15 protein-coding genes are annotated in these 21,363 nt (G+C 57.3%); 1 reads left to right on the plus strand and 14 read right to left on the minus strand.

The window, feature by feature from the left end; all coding sequences use genetic code 11:
* The 6 genes from JX325_RS03815 to JX325_RS03840 form a co-directional block, all read right to left on the minus strand.
* On the minus strand, positions 1-352 hold a 352-nt coding region (locus JX325_RS03815), incomplete at its 3' end, for a relaxase/mobilization nuclease domain-containing protein (RefSeq protein ID WP_204789846.1).
* 4 nt (positions 353-356) lie between these two features.
* Positions 357-1,304: a DUF3991 and toprim domain-containing protein gene (locus JX325_RS03820; protein WP_204789847.1), complete on the minus strand. Its 948-nt coding sequence runs from the start codon at positions 1,302-1,304 to the stop codon at positions 357-359.
* 99 nt (positions 1,305-1,403) lie between these two features.
* The gene (locus tag JX325_RS03825) at positions 1,404-1,739 is read right to left on the minus strand and encodes a hypothetical protein (protein ID WP_204789848.1); all 336 of its coding nucleotides are present in this window, start codon (positions 1,737-1,739) and stop codon (positions 1,404-1,406) included.
* A gap of 160 nt (positions 1,740-1,899) precedes the next feature.
* Positions 1,900-2,238, minus strand: coding sequence for a MobC family plasmid mobilization relaxosome protein (locus tag JX325_RS03830; protein ID WP_204789849.1), 339 nt, complete (start codon positions 2,236-2,238; stop codon positions 1,900-1,902).
* Entirely contained in the window at positions 2,235-11,381 is a 9,147-nt protein-coding gene (locus tag JX325_RS03835; RefSeq protein ID WP_204789850.1) for an LPD11 domain-containing protein, read from the minus strand. The genes JX325_RS03830 and JX325_RS03835 overlap by 4 nt, the downstream gene beginning before the upstream one ends.
* Positions 11,382-11,992: 611 nt before the next feature.
* Positions 11,993-12,358: a TnpV protein gene (locus tag JX325_RS03840; RefSeq protein ID WP_204789851.1), complete on the minus strand. Its 366-nt coding sequence runs from the start codon at positions 12,356-12,358 to the stop codon at positions 11,993-11,995.
* On the opposite strand from JX325_RS03840, the gene JX325_RS03845 reads away from it, so the two are divergent.
* Positions 12,357-12,830, plus strand: a complete 474-nt coding sequence (locus tag JX325_RS03845; RefSeq protein WP_204789852.1) for a hypothetical protein — start codon at positions 12,357-12,359, stop codon at positions 12,828-12,830. The genes JX325_RS03840 and JX325_RS03845 overlap by 2 nt on opposite strands.
* A gap of 476 nt (positions 12,831-13,306) precedes the next feature.
* On the opposite strand, the gene JX325_RS03850 is transcribed toward JX325_RS03845, so the two are convergent.
* The 8 genes from JX325_RS03850 to JX325_RS03880 form a co-directional block, all read right to left on the minus strand.
* A complete protein-coding gene (locus JX325_RS03850) occupies positions 13,307-13,585 on the minus strand; it encodes a hypothetical protein (RefSeq protein ID WP_204789853.1) in 279 nt (92 codons plus the stop codon).
* Between the two features lie 4 nt (positions 13,586-13,589).
* Entirely contained in the window at positions 13,590-14,345 is a 756-nt protein-coding gene (locus JX325_RS03855; RefSeq protein ID WP_204789854.1) for a DUF4316 domain-containing protein, read from the minus strand.
* Between the two features lie 4 nt (positions 14,346-14,349).
* Positions 14,350-14,757: a helix-turn-helix domain-containing protein gene (locus JX325_RS03860; RefSeq protein WP_243413904.1), complete on the minus strand. Its 408-nt coding sequence runs from the start codon at positions 14,755-14,757 to the stop codon at positions 14,350-14,352.
* A 2-nt stretch (positions 14,758-14,759) separates the two neighbouring features.
* Positions 14,760-16,880 (minus strand): DNA topoisomerase 3, encoded by a 2,121-nt coding sequence (locus JX325_RS03865; RefSeq protein ID WP_204789855.1) that lies wholly within the window; start codon positions 16,878-16,880, stop codon positions 14,760-14,762.
* A complete protein-coding gene (locus tag JX325_RS17900; protein ID WP_243413905.1) occupies positions 16,870-17,061 on the minus strand; it encodes a hypothetical protein in 192 nt (63 codons plus the stop codon). The genes JX325_RS03865 and JX325_RS17900 overlap by 11 nt, the downstream gene beginning before the upstream one ends.
* Complete coding sequence (locus tag JX325_RS03870; RefSeq protein WP_204789856.1) at positions 17,058-18,473, minus strand: DUF4366 domain-containing protein; 1,416 nt, start codon at positions 18,471-18,473, stop codon at positions 17,058-17,060. The genes JX325_RS17900 and JX325_RS03870 overlap by 4 nt, the downstream gene beginning before the upstream one ends.
* 4 nt (positions 18,474-18,477) lie before the next feature.
* Positions 18,478-18,723: a DUF4315 family protein gene (locus JX325_RS03875; RefSeq protein ID WP_204789857.1), complete on the minus strand. Its 246-nt coding sequence runs from the start codon at positions 18,721-18,723 to the stop codon at positions 18,478-18,480.
* A gap of 82 nt (positions 18,724-18,805) precedes the next feature.
* Entirely contained in the window at positions 18,806-21,124 is a 2,319-nt protein-coding gene (locus tag JX325_RS03880; RefSeq protein WP_243413906.1) for a M23 family metallopeptidase, read from the minus strand.
* Positions 21,125-21,363 lie beyond the last annotated feature (239 nt).

Below are 21,363 nucleotides of genomic sequence, written 5' to 3' on the forward strand. Positions count from 1 at the left end.
CATGGGTAGACACAACAAACTGGTGCTTTCCCTCCGTGAACTTCATTGCCAGCTCATAGCCCAAGCGGTTGGCGTCCTCCGGGCTGATCTCCTCCGGCTTGAAGGACTGAATTATCCGGTACATGATAATGTCCCGGTGGACAGGCTGGCTCCGTCCGGTGATCTGAAAGTAAAGCCGTTTGCTGATTTCAAATTCCTCTGCGGCGGTTTCGGGCTGGCACATATAGGACATCACCAATTCGCCGTTCTGGGTTTTCTGGGGCCTTTGGTCATAATCATGCCGTTCTGCCATGGACTGCTGACGGGTCCGGTTTTTCATTGTTTTGCGCGGCAGGATTTTGGAAATAGCCATAGAATCACCGCTCCCCTTCCCGCTGGCGCTGCTGTACTTGTGCTGCCTTGACCCGGCAGAGAAATTCGTTGTAGTCCTTCCCATGCTCCGCAGGCGGCGGATTATGGTAGACCAGCTTCACCCGCTGAGAGAGGTCCGGGTTCTCCCGAATCGCTTCTTCCAGCAACTCCATTCCTTTCAGTCCTGCCTTGTCGTTGTCCAGGCATAGGCTGACCTGGGTAACGTGCGGATGATCGTGGAGGAATTGAATCATAGCGCGGGGCGCGGTCCCGCCCAGGGATAGGTAATGACTATCCCGCCACTCGCCCCCGGACAACTTCACCAGCGTAGCCAGGGAAAGGGCGTCAATGGGACTTTCCGCCACAGCCAGCCGGGGACATTCCGGGTCAGCGGCCAGCAGGGAGAAATTATACCGCTTGTCGCTGCTCTCCACATCTATCCGAAAGTTGTCCCGCGTCCCCCGGAGGCAGGCAAACCGGGCGCGGCCCGATGTGTCCCTGCCGACAAAGACGCAGTTTTGATACTTCTGGCTCTCATAGAGCGTACCGGCCTGAATACACGCTTGCAGCAGCTCCGGGTGGATACCCCGGTCTTGCAGATAGGCCAGCATCATGGAGGGGAACCGGCTGGCTTTTGGAAGCGAAAAGGGCTTCGGAGGTTTTGGCTTTGGCCGCTCCTGGGGCGGCGGGGGGCGGTAGCCGCACAGAGCCTCCACCGCACCCACAAAATCCATCCCCCGGACCTTTATCAGATAGTCCAGCGCAGTCCGGCCTCCAATGCCCCGACTGTTCCAGCACCACTTCCCGTTGGAGATTTTGAGGCTGTCATGGGTCCGGGTATAGTATTCATTGGGGCCGTTCCGTTTCAGCTCATGGGGTTCATAGGTTTGGAGATAGGACAACAAATCCCACTCCTTTGCTTGTGCAATCTGTTCTTTGGTTACTCCCGGCATCTACCCATCCTTTCAAAAAAATAGAGGAACGGCCTACGGGCCGTCCCTCATGCTGAAATCCAATATTCTATTTTTCGGGTCCAATGATTGCCGCAGTATTCACTCCTCCGGCTGGTCCAAGCCGAGCCGCTGGGCAATTTCCTCCGGCTTTAATCCGGCTTTGCTGGCGCTCTTAATCAAATCCTGGATTTTCTGCTTTTTGGTCTTACGGGGCTTGCGCGGCGGTTTCGGAGCAAGAATGTCCTTTTTTCGTTGTTCTAATGCCGCAATCTTTCCTTTGACAGAAGTCTCCTTCTTGTCAAAATCCTCATTGGAGGCGGCTCTTTTGGCGGCGATGGTTTCCAGCTCTTGATTCAGCTTTAGAATCTTGCTGTCAAAATCCTCAACCATCTGCTGGGGTGTACGGCGGGTACGCTTCGCGGTTTGTTCGTCCATAATATCTGCTCCTTCATAATGTGTTGATTTTTCAGCGGTATTTTCTGAAAATTATATCCTGTGCAACAATATTTAACACCGCCCATTGTATCATAAAAATGCCGCTTTGCAAATAAAAAATGAGCGGGGCACATCCGAAAATGTACCCCCGCCCCCATAGTCACAGCGTTTCAAATTTCTTCAGCAGGTTACTGATCCCCTGCCAGACCTCCGCGTATCCCTTTCTCAAATCTTCCACGTCTTGGGCGTAGAGGTTATGGGTACTGTTACAGCGGCGGGCGATCTGGTTCACGTTGCTGGAAATAGAGCGCAGCAGCTTTACCAGCTCCACCACGCTGGACATATCCAACTGGACCACATACCCGTCCACCGCCATTTTGCGCAGATACGCCCGCAGATTGGTGGTCTGCAGCAGGGCCATTTTCCGGTCAATCACCTCCTTTTCCTCCGGGGACACCTTTGTGTAGAGGCCCACAGTCCGGCCTTCGTTCTTTCTCACAGCGCCGCCTCCCTCCGCTGGCCTCTTTCAGCGCCAGCAGCCACCGGCGCGGGTGGGACATAGGAGCGCAGCGCCGCCCGGATGGACGGTTTATCACCCCCCACCACAGTAAGCGCGGGCGGCTCCGGCGCGGGGGCCTCTCCGTCCTCTAAATCAGGCTCATCCTCACCGTCCTGGGATTGGTTCGCTTTTGTCTGTCTGGGCTTTTCCAACTCCCGGTTAAGCTGGGTCAGGCGGGCGAACTTCTCCACCAGCTCATTCTCCTTGGGGAAAGGCCGTTCAGATTCCTCTTGGGCATTAACCAACTCCTTTTCCAGCGTCACCAGACGGGCCTCATGCGCCTTGATCTTATCCGCCATGCCCTCCAGGGCGTTGTTGATACGGCTGATATTGCCCACCGGATCATCAGCCAGTTCCGCCATATAGGTCAAATTCTGTTTCATGGTAATCTTGAACTTGGAACCATCACAATGAAGCTGCATGGGAAAGCCCCGGTATTCGCCCAGGTCGAGGGGCTTCTCCGGATCGGGCATGAGCAGACACGCCTTGATAATGGCCTCGCCCGCCTCCTTGCGCTCTGTGAAAGTCTGGCCCATGACGGTCATGGAAAAAGCGTCGTCCCTCACTGGATTGGCCTGGACAATGGGTAGATCCTTCCCCAGCGCCTCAATAAACAACTTCGTTTCCGCGATTTTCTGCGGATAATATTTCAGTGCCTTGTTCTGCATTTCATACCGCATGGAGGTGTGGTTGGATTTCAGCATTTTCAGCTTCGCCACCTGCACATCCAGCTCCATCTTCTCCCGGATGCGGTCATCCCCGGTAGCCAGGGCCTTGACCTCGGCGTAGGAGAGGGCGGTGGCGTCCACGTCCTCGGCGGACCGGGCGGGGCTTTTCGAGGTCATAATCTGACCGATGAATTTCTGTTTGTTCTCCACCAGCCCCCAGTTGTAAGCATCAAAGGTGCCCTTGGTGACGTACTTGAACATTTTGACTGATTTATTCATGTTGCCTTGGCGCAGAGAGCGGCCCGCCCGCTGCTCCAAATCAGCGGGCCTCCACGGGCAATCCAGGTCATGGGAGGCCACAATGCGGTCCTGGACGTTGGTGCCAGCTCCCATTTTCTGGGTACTGCCAATCAGTACCCGGACCTGCCCCCGGCGCACCTTGGCGAACAGCTCCGCCTTTTGCGCTTCAGTGTTGGCATCATGGATAAACGCAATTTCCTCTGGAGGAATCCCCTGGTCGATCAACTTCCCCTTAATATCGGTATAGACATTAAATTTTCCATCGTTTTTAGGGGTACTGAGGTCGCAGAAAACAAGCTGGGTCCCCCGAATGTCCGCACTGTCCCGCCACTCGGTGACAATGTTCTTGACGCAGGCGTTGACCTTGCTGTCCGGGTCGTCAGGCAGAAGGGGATTCTGTAACCGCTGGTCTAGCGCCAGCTTGCGCCCATCCGAGGTGATTTTCAGCATATTGTCCTGGTCTGGTTCTACAATTCTGTTCCGCACGGCCTCTGCCCGGTCGCCTAGCTCCGCCACCATTTCCTGCTGAAAGCTGCTGGGTTCGGTGGTGACGGTGATGTATTCCGCCTCTGGGACGGGGAGTTTCAGCATATCCGCTGTTTGAATATCAGCGGCCTCTTTCCAGATGTTGATAAGCTCCGGGAGATTGTAGAATTTGGCGAACCGGGTTTTGGCACGGAAGCCCGTGCCCTCCGGTTTCAGCTCCATAGCCGTGACCTTCTCGCCAAAGTCCGCCGCCCAGTTGTCAAAATGGCGGTGGCCGTTCTTCACCAGCGTGTCGAACTGGAGGTAGCGCATCATGGTGTACAACTCTACCATACTGTTGGAGATCGGGGTGCCTGTGGCAAAAGTAATGCCGCGTCCGCCGGTGATCTCGTCCATGTAGCGGCATTTTCCGTACATATCGCTGGATTTCTGTGCGTCTGTTTGAGAAATACCCGCCACACGGCTCATTTTTGTATGCAAAAAGAGGTTTTTAAAACTGTGTGCCTCGTCCACAAAGAGCCGGTCAACGCCCAATTCCTCAAACGTCACCACATTGTCCTTTTTCTCCTTCGCCGCCAGCTTTGCCAATTTGGCCTCTAGATTTTTCTTGGTTTTCTCCATCTGCTTGACGGTAAAGTGGCTGCCCTCTTCCTCCTTCGCGTCCGCAATCGCCACTATAATCTCGTCGATTTGGTCCCGGATGACGGCGCTCTGCCGCTCCGGGGAGAGGGGAATCTTCTCAAACTGGCTGTGCCCGATGATAACCGCGTCATAGTCTCCGGTGGCGATCCGGGCGCAGAACTTCTTGCGGCGGTGGGGTTCAAAGTCCTTCTTGGTGGCCACCAGCACCTTCGCGCCGGGGTACAGGCGCAAAAAATCGCCGCCCCACTGCTCTGTCAGGTGGTTTGGGACGACGAACAGGGATTTCTGGCACAGGCCCAGGCGTTTGCTCTCCATGGCGGCGGCAACCATTTCAAAGGTCTTGCCCGCGCCGACACAGTGGGCCAGCAACGTATTCTTGCCATAGAGGATATGGGCCACGGCGTTTTGCTGGTGGGGCCGCAGGGAAATTTCCGGGTTCATGCCCGCAAAGCGGATATGGGAGCCGTCGTACTCACGGGGCCGGGTCGCGTTGAAAATTGAATTGTACTTCCGGCACAGCGTCTCCCGGCGCTCCGGGTCCTTGAAAATCCACTCCTTGAACTGCTCACAGATCGCCTCCTGCTTCTGCTGGGCGATCATGGTTTCCTTCTCGTTGAGAACGCGGGTTTCCTTGCCGTCTATCCACTTTTTATCGAATACCCGCACATCCCGCTGGTTCAGTGCCGCCTCGAAAAGCTCATAGGCGTTGATGCGCTTAGTGCCATAGGTGGTGTGGACGCGGACGTTATCCCGGCTGTCCTCGCTCTTGCCCTGGACCCGCCACTCGCCGGAGGAATCGGAATAACGGAGCTGAATCTTCTTCTCCCGCAGACGCTCCGGCGTTCCCAGCAGCTCAAACATGAACTGCTGGTAAATCTCCGGGTTAATCCAGGACGCGCCCACCCGAACGTTGATCTCCGTGGCGGTCAGGTCCTTGGGCTGTACCTGTTCCAGCTTCTCCACATTGATAGCAAACTGTGGATTTTCTTCTGCGGCGGCGCGGGCCTGGGCCAGCTTCACCCGGACATTGCCGGAAAGGTATTTGTCCGCCGTCTGCCAGCCCTGCGACCAGTTTTCACCATCCTCGGCAAAGTCAAAGGGGCCAGTGGCAGGGTCCTTAAAGATAATGCCCTTTAAATCCTCCACAATCTGCGGGATTTTATCAGAACCGCCCATGAGGGAGGCCATATAGCCTAAATCCACGCAGGCTTTCTCCCCAATGGACACTGCCAAGGCTTCTACCGCCGTGTCCACACTGGTGACGGCCTGTCGATTCTGGATAGTACGCTTGGTGAACATATCCGCCTTGCGCTCCAAATTCCCTTCATCGTCCAGCACCTCTAGAGAACACAACAGGGGGTAGGAGGAATCCTGTTCAAAGGCCCTCTTGTTGCCCGGGCTGTTCAAGAGGCCATGTTTTTTCGTGAAAGCGTCGTAAAGCCGATTGAGCTTGGTCTGCTCCGCCTTGATTACATCGTCCCCGGCGTTTTCCAACTGCAAATCAACGAGTTTCCGGGCACAGTCCCGAATGGCGATCATGCCCATGGCCCGTTCCGTGGGGGTCTTGCCCAGGTCCACAGGCTTCATGCGGGAATTTTCGCGGAAATACAGCTTTCCATCTGAGAGGGAGTAGCTGAAATTCCGCACGGAGGGGTCGGCGGGAATGGATTCAATTTCTTCACTGTCCACTTGTTCCGACTCGATCTCCAGCAGCTCCCGGTCAGGTGGGGCAAGGTTCTGAATCGCTCCAGCAAGTTGCTGGGAAAGCTCTGCATTCGGAATTGGATTACATACCAGTTGCGGACCAAAGGGACCGGAAACAATNTCCAGTTTGCCGAGGACCATCTCTGGATGATTATGAAAATAGCGGTTGATTGCGACAAAATTATGATATTTGGAGCCATCCATGTTGGTATGCTCATGTTCCAGTATGGTATCGGTTTCCACCCACTCTGGAAGGTCTTTTCCGAGGATACGGGGCGCATCCCGCTTTTGTAGAAAAATAATATCGGTATTCATGCCTGTACCGGCATTTTCAAGGAAGGCGTTGTTGGGTAGTCGTATCGCACCAAGGAAATCACAGCGTTCTGCCATAAGTTTTCGAGCACGCATGTCCTTTTTGTCCATAGTTCCTCCGCTGATGCCATTGGAAGAAATGTAGGCAAGAATACCGCCGGGCCGCAGCTTATCTATGCTTTTTATAAAAAAATAATCATGGATAAACAGCTTGTACTTATCGTATGGTTTGTCTGACACCTTGTAGGCACCAAAGGGGACATTTCCAATCGCAAGATCAAAGAAATCATCAGGGTAGCGGGTATGCTCAAAACCATCTGTCGTAATACCCACATTTGGGTAAAGCTGCTTTGCAATGCGTCCAGTGAGGTCGTCCAATTCCACGCCGTAGAGCTTTGCCGCCGCCAGCTTCTCCGGCAGGAGGCCGAAAAAGTTGCCGATGCCCATGGACGGCTCCAGCACGGTCCCCGGCTGGAAGCCCATGTTCTCCACCGCCTGATACATGGCCTTGATGACGGTGGGACTGGTGTAGTGGGCATTGAGTACCGTACTGCGGGCGGAATCGTATTCGGCCTGGGTCAGCACCTCCTTCAGCTCGGCATACTCCTTCGCCCACTTGGGATTATTTTCATCAAACGCCCCGGCAATGCCGCCCCAGCCCACATAGCGGGATAGGGTTTCCTGTTCCTCTGGTGTAGCAAGACGGCCCTCCGCCTCAATCTGTTTTAAGGTTCGGATAGCTGCCATATTATACTGATATTTCGTTTTTTCGCTGCCCACGCCCAGGTTATCATCGGTGATCTGGAAGTTATGGCGTTCCCGGCGCGGTTGGCGGGAAACTGGCGGAGGGAGCGGAATCACCTGCCCGCCGTCAATCTCCACCTGTTCCGGCTCCGGTTCAGAGGGAGGCGGGGGAGGTGCGGAATCTTCCGTGCCCAGGACAGCGGTGCGGGCCTTGGCAACAAGGTCCCGCACGGCCTGGATGGACCGCTGAAGATACGAATAGGCCGTATCCAGAATTTTTAGGTGGACAATATCATGCTCCGCGTCTACGCTGTGGATTTTCACACGCCGTCCGTCCACCGTCAGCTCCATGCCCACAGGGATTTCATCAGCGGCATCCAGCCGTTGACGGTGCGCCGCCACCTCCGCAATGGTGTATTCCTCACTTCGCTGGGCTTCCTCTATAAATTCCCGGACAAAGGGAATCGGCTCTGAGCGGAAAATGGGAAACCAGCCCTTCATATCCAAGTCTTGCAGGCTGACGGTCCCCGCTTGGAAGTCTACGCTGTCGATTTTCATGCGCCGTCCGTCCATGGTCAGCTCCATGCCCAGGGGGATGAACTCCGCCGCGCTCCGCTCCTTGATGATCTCATAGGGCGCGTCCGGGCCGCGTTTGGGGTCAGGCTGGGCCAGAACCACACTATGACCATGCTCCAACAGGTCCGTCAATGCGGACTGCCAGCCCAGGGAGGTTCCGGTAACAAAGGTGCTGCCCAGACCGGGAATATCCCGCGTCAGCAGGTCCTTCCCCATGGCGGGGGCCGCTGCTTCGGCGTCCTTCCCGTAGAACAGCATATAGTCCCCCACCTGCACGCCGACGAGCTTGTCTGGGTATCGGGCCTTCAGGTCCAGGTATTCGTCAACATTAGGGGTGAGATCAGGTTCGGACTGGACAGCGGCAGGGGTTTCCGGCTGCTGCGGAACACCCGCCCCGGTGGGTTCCGGCACTGTCTCCGGCGCAGGGGGTATCTCCGCACGTTCCTGCTCCGCATGGTCCGCAGGGGAGTTCTGGGGCTGGGGCACAGCAGGCTCCGGGCGCTTAAAAGGCCCTTTGGCCGACCATGTTACATACTGCGGCTTCGGAGTAGGCGGCGCGCCTTTCGCCCATTCCGGCGCATCCGCATCCTTGGAATGACGGTCCGGGCCGTCCCGTTGGTCAAGGGAAATATCCTGATAGTTGCGCTCCATCAGGTCTTCAATCAGCCATTCCCGGAATTTTGGCAGAGTGTGATACGCCGCCAGCATTTCCGAATTATCAAACGCAACGTGCTTTAAGTAGGCATACAGCTCACTTTCAAGGGCCTCTTGCGCTTGGTCATAATCGTTGGAAGGGTCCCGAAGCTGTTCGTACACCCAGCCGCCGCGATTGATCTCCCGATCTATCCACTCCAAGGCGTCACGGTAGAGGATGACAGGGCTGACCGTCCACTCTCTGTCATGCTCTTGGAAGGTCATGTATTGTTCGTAGCCGTCAATAACCTCCTCCGTCAACCATTCCGGCTTTGGAGAAGTGGCGTCGTATATCTCCCGCATTTTGGAAATCTGTGCCTTGACGCCGCCTTCGGTCAGAAGTTTTTCTTGCCGTCTGCCTTCGCCTAAAAAGTTCTCGCAGTCCGCTGCCAAAACACTAAGCTGTTGATATAAAGATTCAAGGCTTAAATCGAGTGGGTTATCATTCCCCTCTGCGGCCTGCTCCGGCTGGGGCTGGGACAACATCGGGTAGGTTTCGCTGGTGATTTTTTGATGAAGCCGGTCATGGAAAGTGGTATTATCATAATACTGCTTTAACAGCAGCGTTTCATTGATAGCCAGTACCGCCCGTTTGATTGCCGCGCCACACTCCAGACGGGCGAGGTCCCGGTCGGAGTTGGCGCAGGCGTTTTTATATACTGTATCTTCCAGTACCAGATTCTTGACCATGGGTGTGTAATGCTCATAAATCTGCCTGACGGTAGGATTATCGCCTAAAGCGCCATTTTCTGGTGCCGCAGGGGGTTCCAACGCCTTGCCGTCCTGGTCAAAGGTCAGGCGCACCTCCTCACCGTCCCGGACCATGACGGCCTCCCGCTTGTGGTAGCCCTGCTGACTGATATTTTTCATCCATTGTTGAGCAAAGGTGTTCAAATCCCGGTGCAGCTTGGGAATCCACTTGCCGGGTTCCGGGTAGACCTCCTGGTAAATCTGAATAGAGCCGTCCTGCCGGAAGGTCAGCGGTTCCATGGTTCCCTTCTCCCGGTCCACCCGGAAGGTCATTTCCGGGTCATACATGGTATCGTTGTTTTGCTGGAAGGTGTGGCTGACAGCGATCACGTCCGTATCTATCCATTGCAGGTGGAGGGGCATCATAACTCCGCCTGCCTCCATGCGCAGATAGCGGTATTCGCCGCTGGCAATCTCCGGAAATAGCTTTATAAGTTTGCGGTAGTTCAACTCCACCTTGGTTCGTCCGGGCTTTGGGGGTTTACCGGCGGTGTATGTTGATTCCACCGCCTTTGTCAGATCCGCCCGCAGCCTTGCGAGCAGATTTTCAACCGCGTCCCGGTCCGCCGCCGAAAAGCTGAATGTAACTTCACCGTTCTCATGGGTAAACTGCGCGGTGCCGATCCCGTTGGCCTGCATGAGCCGCGCCAACAACGGCGCTTCCTCCGCAGTTACCGTGGCCTGATAGTTGGGAACCGTGACAGTGACTTTGAGATCGTCCGCTCCGCCAGGGAGAGAACGCATGGTGTGAGGTTGTCTATCTAAGGGCACAACGGTCACATCATGGCTGGCCCGCAGTTTCTCTACACAGCTATCCAGCGCATAGGTGGGAAAGCCACAGAAGATTACATCGCCCAATCCAGGGCGGACCACATCAGGAATGACACGTTGGGACAGTCCCAAGTCCAGCAGAGGTGCGGCGGTCCTGGCGTCCTCGCCGTACATCTCAAAGAAGTCGCCCACCTGATACAGCACAATGCCGTCTGGGTGGGCTTCCTTGATGGCCTTATAGGCCGAATACGGGGATGGGACGAAGGTACTGCTCTGCTCCGGGGCCTGGGGCGGCGCTGGCGGCTGGACCTCCGGCGCAGGTGCGGGCGGTCCTGGCTCCAGCGGGGCGGACGCTGCCGGGGAGAACAAGCTGAATTGGCCGCTCTGGTTCTCCTGTGCCGGAGTGCGCCGCTTGTTCGTCAGGGCACGGGCCGCAGCCGCCAGCCGGTCCCCAGAATCAGGCGGGGCCTCGGAAGGTGTGCGTTGGGGTGCGGGGACCGCACGCCGGGCCTCCTTTGCTGTCTGTTTCGCCTGACGCTCCGCCTGCAAAACAGCTNCCGGCAGAGGTTCATACAGAGAATATTCACCCCGCATGAATGTCTCCATATCCCGCAGGGCGGGCGTCATCCGTTGGTATACCGGGCTGTCCAGGGAGACAGCGTTCATGATGTTGAACATCTCGCCGTACAATTCAGATTGTTTCTTGGAATCATCAGATTCCAGAATAGCCCGGATTCTCTTCACGGCGGCGTCCATATCGTTGCCGGGGGGATTGGTCCGGTTGGGGTCCATACTGTAAAAATGATAAATCCGCCGGGCAAGGGTTACTTTCTCATAAACCGGAAGGTACGCCTTTTCCTGATCGTTGAGATACTGCCCACTGTCAACCAACGCCCGGACGCGCTTTTGCACCTGGTTCCAGTTCAGCGTGACCGTATCATAGCCCTTATAGCCGGATTCTTCATCCTCACGGGTGAGACTGATCCCCTTGGTGCCATGGTTCTCGTCGTAGCCGGTGCAGCAGTGTCCGCCTTCGCCATAGCTGCTTTTCAGAAAGTCGGCGCACTCCTTGGGGTCATGACCCTGCTTAAAATAGGCGTAAATACGCAGTTTGGCCTCGGATATATTGCCGCCGCGACGTAAAAGCTGGGTAATTTCATCCTCGGTGATGAAGCTGGCCTTTGCCGGGGCAAAGCCCTCTACCTCTTTATATTGCTCTTTTACCGCAGATAAACGGTCAATGCTTCTGAACAGTTCCTCCGGGTCATGGATTTTGCGGAAGCGCAGGAGGTCCGGGCGGTATCTGTATTCGACCATAAATGCGTCCAGCTCCTGCAAAATCTGCTGGCGGTGGACCGGGAATTTCAGCAGTTCAGCGATTTCCTTTGTATCGTCCGGAAAACCTTTGCCCAAGAAGTGCTGAGAAATGATGGGCATAAGATTCCGCTCCTTTGCGCTGTCGCTGAAATCCTGGCGGAGATACCATAGCTTTTCAGCCAGTTCCCGCACTTCGTTGTCGGGAGCGGCGTCAATTTTATCCTGCGCGGCGAATGTTCAATCCCGCAGGAGGTTGGAGGTCATAGCGGCGGCGTTCACCCAGGTAACAAGGGTACTGCCGGGACCAAAAGCGGACCGTCCCGGTGCGATACGAAATCCTTCCTGATTAAACCATAGGGAGTATTCCTGTCCGTCAATGGTAACGCNCTTGCCACCCTCGCCAAATTCCTTTGCCATGAAGGAAGCGGCGGCGGAACCGGTGGGACCCTTCTGGAAGAAGGCCACAATGCGCTCAATGCTGTGAGAACGGTTGCCTCCGCTAGTGAGGGCGTAGCCAATGACCGCCTCCGGCACCTGTCCGGCAGGAAGGGTGGTTTGCTGCTGGGCTGTCCGCTGGTCCTCTGCTTGGGCCTGGGCGATATTCTCAATCTGTTCCTCTACCGTAGGGAACAGGGAGAACAACGAAAGGTCCGGCTCCGCAGGGTATAGCGTTTCTTCTTTGGACGCAGAAACGGCGGGCTGTTCGCCCGCCGTCTCCTGCTGTTCCTGATTTACTTGTAGACGATCTCCGCCAGCACGNTCTCCTCCGCCTGGGCCGTGAAGCTGTTCACCGCCTGAACCCAGCCCGTCTGATCGCGGGCCTTCATCGCTTCGTCCACTCCGTTCTGCTCCTTCAAGTCGGCCACCATCCGGTCCACCTGCTCCCGCGCCTGCCGGTCGATCTCCCGCAGGTGGGGGTACAGCCGTCCCGTCAGCAGCATGGAGGTGTATGTCCCGGCGTGGCGTTCCTCCAGGAACGTCTCCCTCAGCATCCCGTACTTGCCCAGGGGCATTTCCTCCAGGTCCTCCGCTCCGTCCAGCGTCAGGTCGGGAATCAGGTAATCGCCCGCTTGCTTGTAAGTCAGTTCTTTCGTCATGGTTGACGCTCCTTTCTTCGCTTTCGCGCTTTACAGCGCTAAACTCTTCCTTGGCCTTAGTATAGTCGATCTCAGGCGATTTTGCAAGAGGTTTTTCAATATTTTTTTCTTTATTTTTTGCCTGTTCCCGGTCAAAGGCTTTGACGGCGCGGCCAATTTCGTTGAGAAGGTCCATGGAAACCTTGCTGGCGGCATTACCCAAGTGGTGGAGGACGGCGGGGGTGGAAAACTCGGTAATGTTCGCAAGGTCCTCGTCCTCCAGGTAATCGCTGGGGTCCAGGCCGCAGCGGGTCAGGACGGTGTACTGGACGCTGGCGGTGAGGATATTCCGAAAGTGGACCTCCAGGCTGAGATCGTCCAATTCCTCAAAAAAGCTGCCCCGCGTGTCATGACGCAGGTCCTCCAGGTAGTCCCGGTAGGCTTCCCCCACGGCACAACTGGCCTGTTCCATGAGCCGCCAGCCAATGTCTAGTTCGACGCTGGGACCATACTGCCGCTCCAATGCCTCCGCAACAGCGCCATATTTTTCCTCTGTCATTTCCCACAGATACGGCTCACGAGCTCCCCGCACCGGGCGGGTGTCCGCCACATCAAAGACATATTCCAAGCGGGGTTTACCCCACTTATTGTTCCGAATGAGAGCGATGCCCTTGGAATGGGGCTTCACCCATCGCCGCATGGTTTCATTCCACAGCTCCATGCTGGNGCAGGCCGTAGCGTCCGGGCGCTGGGCGTAGATCAAAAGCTGTTCATCAAAACGATATTTGTAGAGACGGCTTGCGGTACCCAAATACCGTTTCCAGCCGTCCACATCCCGCGTGACGGTTTGGGCGGTGTGAGCTGCCAGCTCCGATACAAATTGCAGTTTGCTTGCCATGAATACCTCCTCGTTTCAGTATAGAGAAGCCCGAAATGGATGAAATATCCCGCTCCGGGCAATATGGGCGGTCAGCCGCTCGTTCGCTTGTTTTGGTTCATCTTATCCAGCACAGCCCTCTGCGCCGGGGAGAGGATGCGGGGCGATGATACCTTCAGCCACTTCTTCGGCAGTTCAAACGTCAGCCCGCCCCAAGCGTTGACGGCGGTCTGGCGCACCTGTTCCGGGTGGGACTGGCACAGCTCCAAAAGCTGATGCTTCAAANCCTCGTTGTGGGTGTAGACGCTGGCCGTGCGCTCTGCCTCGTTGAAGTTGATAACCGTTTCCTTTTCGATGTTGGTCAGTCGCATGGCGTCACCTCTCCGGGTCCCGGCNGGGGTTGGAGGGAGCGGCCCCGCCCTGGGACCGTCCGGCTTCCTCCTGGCACTGGCGCAGATTGTCCAGGAGGGAGGGCTTGGGGGCCTCACTCCTGACAATAACTTCCTTCGCAACTTGTAAGGTTTCCAGAATGTCCATAGACACGGATTCAATGGAAGAAGCGCCCAGGAGCGTCTGGCACTCTAAGATGTTCTGTGCGGCCAGCCGGTGAATCTGGCTGGGGGTATCCTGTATATCCGCAACGACCTCCATCCGCCCACCGTCTATCAGCCGCATGGTTTCCTTATCATAGAGGGTGTAGTCATAGGTGGCAAAGCAATCGTCACAGGTATACTCACGATCATCCTCGCTGGTCTGGATATGAAGATACGCAGTACCGCCCACCAGGTAAAGGGCCTCATTCTCGGATGCCTCCACAACAGGCTTGGGGGCCTCGTTATTGATGATGCCGTCAATCTGGTTGTAGTTGCCCTCCACACTCATTTCCACAGCCGCTAAATGGTTCACTTCCTGAACAGCTTTTATTTCATACTTGGGCTTAAATTGCGCTACTTCCCTATAAAGCTCCTGGCGGCGCGTATCATTGATTAGCCCCAACTGCTGTGCCATATCAAGAGAACCGATATAGGTCCAGTACCACGCCAGTTGAGCCTCTGGGCGGGCGTTCTCCTTTGTGAGTCCACGGACAGTTTCCGCTTTCAGGCCCGCAACGACCTGTTCCACATCTCTCATAGGCTCAACCTCCGCTGCTCTCAGCAATCTCCAGCAGATCGCCATACACAGCGTTGATGGCGGNGATCACGGCGCAGACGGCATNNTCCACCGCCGTCAGCACTTCCTCGCTCTCGGAGTCAGCCAGCTCCAGCAGGGCCTCCACTGTCTCCGGGGACAGGCCCAGCTTGACGGCCATATCGTCCGCGTTGGGGACGCCACCCTCGTCCTCCAGGAACCAGTCGTAGGGCATACCGAAATAGTGTGCAATAGCCCGGAACTGGTAGGCGTTGGGGGTGCTGATGCCGTTAAGCCAGCGGTTCACCGTGGGCACGGACACGCCCAGGTGACGAGCCAGCTCCCCGCGCTCCANACCGCTGGCGGACAGAATCGCCTTCAAACGGCGGTCAAAAATATTGTTGTTCATATTCATTCTCACGTTCCTTTCTTTTCAGTAGATTTGTTGTTGTCAAATTCCAGCTTGAAGCGGACAAATTTGCCGCCGTCATCGTTCAGGACAACGGTGGCGTCATAGAAAACGCCCTTCTTCTCAGAAAACAGGCCGGTGACAGCCGCGCACCCGGTTTTCAGGAGAGAAGCGGCGATTTTCTTTGTCAGCTCCTTGCGCTTGCTGGTAAAGAAGCGGTCGTTTTTCCACAGCGCAAAGCCGCAGGAGGGGGTATCGTGGTAGCCCTCGCAGTAAAAGCTCTTTTTGCCCTCCACCACATTTTTGCCGCAGCGGGGGCATTTGCCAATCACTGCCCGCCCGGAATCGGCGAGAGGGGACGGGGTTACGTTCACATTCCGATAGGCTTTTACCAAATCGGTGAGCATGGCGGTAATCCCCGCCATGAAGTCCTCCGGGGCCAGCTCACCCCGTTCCACGGCCCCCAGCCGGTCCTCCCACTCCGCTGTCAGCTTGGCGGACTTGAGCTGGTCGGGCATGGCCCAGAACAGGGCCAGTCCCTTCTCCGTAGGAATGAGCTGTTTCTTCTTGCGCTCCACAAAGCCAGACTTCACCAGCTTTTCAATGGTGGCGGCGCGGGTGGCGGGTGTGCCCAGGCCGGTCCGCTCCACAGATTCCAGAGCAGCAAAGTCCTCCGCGCTGGCGTGTTCCATGGCGGAGAGNAAGGTGTCCTCGGTGAACCGTGCCGGGGGAGACGTAGTGCCCTGCTTCAGCAGAGCGTCCGCACTCTCCAACCGCTGGCCCTCGGACAGCGCCGGGAGCGCCGGGGCCGGTTCCTCGGCTTTCTGCTTCAGTGTGGATAAGAAGGCTTTCTCCGTTCCCTTCCAGCCTAGCGCCGTCACCGTGCGGCCCTTAGTCATAAAAGAAGCGCCGCCACAGTNCAGNGTAACNGCAGTCTCNGCATAAGTATGGGCCTCGCCCACGGCGCACAGCAGCCGGACGGCGATCATGCGGAGGATGTTCCGCTCCCCGGTGGGCAGGGCGGCAAGGTCAGCACCGGCGATCTCCGCNGTGGGAATGACGGCGTGGTGGTCAGTCACTTTGGAGCTGTCCACCACCTGAGCAGCGCATACCGGGAGGGGCTGNCCCGCCAGGAAGGACAGCGCACCAGCCACAGTGGAGCAGAGGACGGGCAGGCCCTCCGCCATATCCTCGGTCAGATAGCGGCTGTCCGTCCGGGGGTAGGTTGCCAGCCGCTTCTCATAGAGAGATTGGAGGTAGTCAAGGGTCTGCTGGGCGGTGTAGTCTAAGAGGCNGTTAGCCTCCCGCTNGAGAGTAGTTAAATCGTAGAGTTTCGGGGGACGCTCGGTTTTGTCTTTCCGGGTGACAGACTGAACCACGGCGGTTTTGCCCAGGCAGGAGGACCGCAGGGCTTCCGCGTCCGTTTTAGAATTGAACTTGCCGCTGACGGCCCGGAGGCCCTGGGTGGTCAACTCCACAATGTAGAATTTTTCCTTCTTGAAATGCTCAATCGCCGCCTCCCGTTCCGCCAGAAGGGTGAGCGTGGGGGTCAGCACCCGGCCCACGTTCAGCGTCTTGCCTTTATACAGCGTGGTAAACAGCCGGGTCCCATTGATGCCAACGAGCCAGTCAGCCTTGGCGCGGCAGAGGGCGGCGGTGTAGAGGTTGTCGTACTTCTGGCCGTCTGCCAGATTATCAAAACCCTTGCGGATAGCGGATTCCTCCATGGAGGAAATCCACAGCCGCTTGACGGGCTTCGTGCATTTACAAAGGTTATAGGTCAGCCGGAAAATCAGCTCACCCTCCCGTCCGGCATCCGTGGCGCAAATTACCGTGTCCACATCCTCCCGGTTCATAAGCTGGCGCAGGATGTTAAACTGCTTCTTGGTGTCCGGCAAAACTTGAAACCGCCACAAGTCGGGGATAATGGGCAGATCGGCGTAATTCCACTTGGAATATTTGGGGTCGTATGCGTCAGCCGGGGCCAGCTCTACCAGATGGCCCACACACCAGCTAACCAGCCAGCCGCCGCCCTCCATATAGCCGTCCTTCCGACTTGTTGCCTCCAGCACCTTGGCGATGCTCATGGCAACCGAGGGCTTTTCCGCAATTACAAGGTTATGTCGCATTTTTACCACTTCCCTTTATCNATTTTCGATAGCACACACCCAGGCAGGGTACGTCACGGCCATAGGGACAGCCATAGCAGGGATGGCCGGGAGAAAGGGCGGGAGGTCCGTGGACCTCCCGCCGCTCCGTGGGAACCTGGATCATTATGCGTTCATAAGGACTGTCGGTGAAACGGGTCATTCCTCATCCTCCGGTTCCTCGTAGCCGTAGTATTCCTGGTAGTCCGGTTCCTCCGGCTCCTCGCAGGGACCGCGCCGGGGGGCGGGTTCCAGATCGTCCTCGTTGACCGTTTCCTCGTCCTCGCCGGTCAGTTCGTCAAAATCCTCCGCATCGTCCAGATCGTGCTTGGGCTTGTAAATTTTCAGATAGTACCCAGCGCCGCCTACGGCCAGAGCCGCAATTACCACCAGAATCATGGTACTGGAGCTACCCTTCTCCGGCTTTTCCGGCTCCGGGTCCTTATCGCCCTCCGGGTCAGCGGCGGGGACCTTGCCGGTGCAGTCCTTCATGGTCAGGGGGCAGACGGGGCAATCGGTGTCAACCTCGCCGGGAGCGCACTTGTCCTCGCAGTTGCAGACCGGCTCCGGGTCGGGAATAGCGGAAACGTTGTTGTCCTCCGGCTCCTTGTCCTTCTCCGCCAGGGCAAAAAGGTCGGATTCCGTGACAGCGTTGAGAAAATAGACATTTTCACTCTCCCGCTGCTTGTCAATCACCAGATAAAAGGTGTTCTCGCTGGGGGTGGTGAAGGTGAAAAATTCCTTGCTGTCCTGGTCCGTCACATTGTCCACCACCGTGCCCTGCCCGTCCGGGGTCAGGGGCTTGGCGGAAAGCTGACCCTCCGGGTCCGGGGTCACGCTGGCCGAACCGGAGGGCGGATTGGTGGCAGAGGTGGCCGGAGGCTTCACCGGCGTGGTGGTTGTGGGCTTCTGGCCCTGGGTGGACTGGCTGGCGGCGGGTGCTTTGTAGTTGGGATTCTTCACCTGATACGTCTGCGAATAATTCCCGGCATGGTCCGCCGCTTGAACGGTAATCTGCTGGCCGGTTCCCAGGTCTTTCAGGGGAATTTCCACCGCGCCGTTGGTCAGGCTGGTGTAGCACTTCCCGTTCACGGTAATCTGCGCCACACCGGAGAAATCATCAGCGGCCTCCACCTTCAGTACGTTCCCGCTGACGCTGCCCCGCAGGGTGGGCGCAGTGGCGTCGAAGCACTCCATGTACCGGGAATTTTCGTAAACCTCCCCGTCATGGCCGGTGACGCGGACATAGATGGTGCAGTTGGAGGTAATCATGATTGTGCCGTAATAGCGGCTGTCCCGACGCTCCATGCTGGCGGTGATGTCCCGCCAACTGCTGCCTCGGTCAATACGGACCTCCACCGAAGCGAAACCGCCGCCTGTCTCGTCCGTGACGCAGACCTTGGCGGCGGCGCTGGCGCTGGCCCAATCGGGAGGCAGCATAATTTCAATGGCAATGCCGGACGGCTCCACCTCGGCGGCATGGGCCGCGCCCATCATGGAAAATACCGCCCCCAGGCACAAAAACACACACAGCAACAGAGCCGCTATGCGCTGCAAGGGTTTTCCTTTTGTCATAGGCTCAAATCTCCTTTCCAAAATTGGTTGCGGACGGCACATTTGCCGCCCGGATCATATCAAGTACGGACCGCAGGTCCTCCGGCGCCGAGACGATGCCGCGCACCGCCTGGATAATTTCAAGGTTTTCCTGCTCGGTGATCTGCCGTTCAATATCCCGGACGCGGGCCTGCCACTCGCTGGCCTTCTCCTTCGCCCGGATAAGGTCGGCTTTCAGATTATCAAGTTTCGTTTCCTTCGGCTTACGCATGGCGCACACCTCCCATCATGCCGGGGGTATAGTTGGAACAACTGATTTTCATATATCACGCTCCTTTATAAAGTTGTAAGAATCAGGGTAAACGGCCCATTCCGTAATAATGAGACTGCCAGTAGTTGCTGTTGATGTTGGCATAGGAGATGGGATTTCCACAGTGAATCATTTGCCCATTGCCCACATAAATGCCCACATGGGTTACGCCGTTTGGATTCGGTGCGTCGTAGGTGTGCCAGAAGAAAATGAGATCGCCGGGTTGAGCGTTTTCCATGGACACGGGGGTACAGATGTTATAGAGGCCCTGCGCCCCCAGCCGCCCCACATCCCAGCCGCTGTGATTGATTACCCAGCTTACAAAGCCGGAACAGTCAAACGAGGTGGAGGGAGAACTGCCGCCCCAAACGTAGGGGAACCCCAGATATTTCTCCGCTTCCTCCAGCATAGCGGCAAAGGTGTCGTTGGTGGGCGGCTCTCCGGGGTAGTCCGGGATAACAGGCCCGCCCGGTGCGCCGGGAATCGCCCCGGCGGTTGAATCGTCATAGCCGGTGTCCACGAAATAATAGGGATTCAGGTACTCGCCGTTCAACATGACCTCCAGGTGCAGGTGCGGCCCGGTGCTGTTGCCGGTGCTGCCCACAGCGGCGATCACGTCTCCCCGCTTGACCTCCTGGNCCGCGCTGACGGAGATGCTGGAACAGTGGGCATACCGGGATTGATAGCCCTTTTCGTCCTCAATTCCTACGGACAGGCCGTAACTGCCAGCGTCTCCGGCGGAAATTACCCGCCCGTCATGGATTGCCCGGATTGGCGTTCCCTGGGCCACGGCAATATCCACGCCCCGGTGCAGGTTCTTCTCCCCGCTGATGGGGTGGACCCGGTAGCCGTAGCCGCTGGACACATAGCCAAGCCATGGGAAGTCAAAGGGATTCCCATACGCCTGCCGGTNGCCGAGGGTCTGCATATACACGCCATAGCGGTCCGTCTGCTCACCAGNGGACAGGCTCCCGGCGATAATGCCGGACAGGGGCCGGACGGTCAGCGTGGTTTGCAGGACGTACCAGTCGTAGGGGTCGCCGTTGCTGTCATAGCGGGTTTCCACGATAACCTCCCGTGTAAGGGTGTATTGCTCACCAAACAGCCGCGCAAGCTCCCNCTGGACCTGCTCAAAGGTAAAGGCGTTGAACACGGTGGAGAGGTAGCCCATCAGCTCATAGGGGTTGTGGCTGATCTCCCCGATGTTGTAGCGGTATTCGTCATAGCCGGGATGGTTTTCCTCGGTCATGTCAATGCCTATCTGCAAATCCGTCTCCATTTCCGTGTAGTAGAGGTCCGCATTGCAAATGTCCTGCTCATCCGCCATGTAGGAGGCGGCGATATAGGAGGATTGGAAACCGGAGAGCATAGCGGTACAGGAGGTCATGCCAGCGGAGAAGAACAACACCACCATGGCCAGCATTGCCACAACCAGCAAAAGGGACTTTCTCGCCGCCACGTACTGCTGAACTGCCCGGACGATCTGCCCGGTGGCGTGGACCACGTTTTGGGTAAAGTGCGCCGTCTGCTTCGCTTCATGTGCGGCCTGGGCGTACTTTCGTTTGATTTTCTGCTTCTGCATCCACTTGGCAAGCGCGTTCTTCCGCTGTAATTCCGGGTTATCCCGGAGGGCGGTCTGCCACGCCAGATTGAGACGCTCCTTTGCCGCCCGCTGTTCCGCTTGGCGTAGAGTTTGGTAGGGCTTGGAGCGGCGGAGGTTTCTCTGCCAGCGCAGGGCACGTCCCACGCCCTGCTCCATAAATAATTCGCTTTTGTGAGCAGCCTCCACCGCCACATTCTGCCGCTCGGATTCGTGGATTTTGCCGTGGAGCTTCATCACTGCCGCCGTTTTTGCCATGCCAACGCCACGGGCGGTTAGGGAGGGCTTACGGTACTCCGGCAAAACCTCCTGCTCAAAGTGGAGACGGCGGTGGAGTTTGCCCGTCTCACCGTCCGGCTCTGGCTGAAAGGATAGGCGGCGCTTGGCGGGAAGATTATCACGGGCCTCCTCCACCTTTTGCTCCGCCCGTTCCACTCGGCGCACCGCTTTCTGATACTTCCGGCTGGGCGGCGGGGTATCTTCCTTTGGCGCAGAGGCCGGGGCGCTGTCAGTGGTGGGGGTTGGGTCCTCGAATTGCAGCCGGGGCCGGTCCGCTTTTCCAACGGCGGAGTGGGCAGCGAACTTTGCCGCCTGCCGCTTTTGATACGCCCCCCGATCATCCGGCGCAGAGGACGACCCTTCTACTAAAGGGCTGTCCCGCTGGCGGGTATCGCCCTCGCCATCCGCAGACGGCTCCGCCTGCTGACCATCCTCCGGTTGGGCGGCATTGGCGGCGTGCTCCATGACCTGTCGCTTCTTCACCGCCCGTTTCGCGTTAGCGGACGGTTCAGCGTCAGGGACCGGAACCTCCGAACCTTCAAAATGAAGCCGCCCACCGCCGTCCGGTATCAGGCGGGAGGGCTGGAGTTCGTCCGCAGGACGGGCGGCATCCGGGGGAAACCGCCGCGCCTGTCGTTTTATCATCTTCGTCCTGCCATCAGTGGTAGGCGGTTCACCCTCCGCCGCTGTAAAGTTCAGCCGTCCGCCGCCCTCTACCGGGC

The organism is Oscillibacter sp. CU971 (genome assembly GCF_905219725.1).
GTDB lineage: Bacteria > Bacillota > Clostridia > Oscillospirales > Oscillospiraceae > Oscillibacter.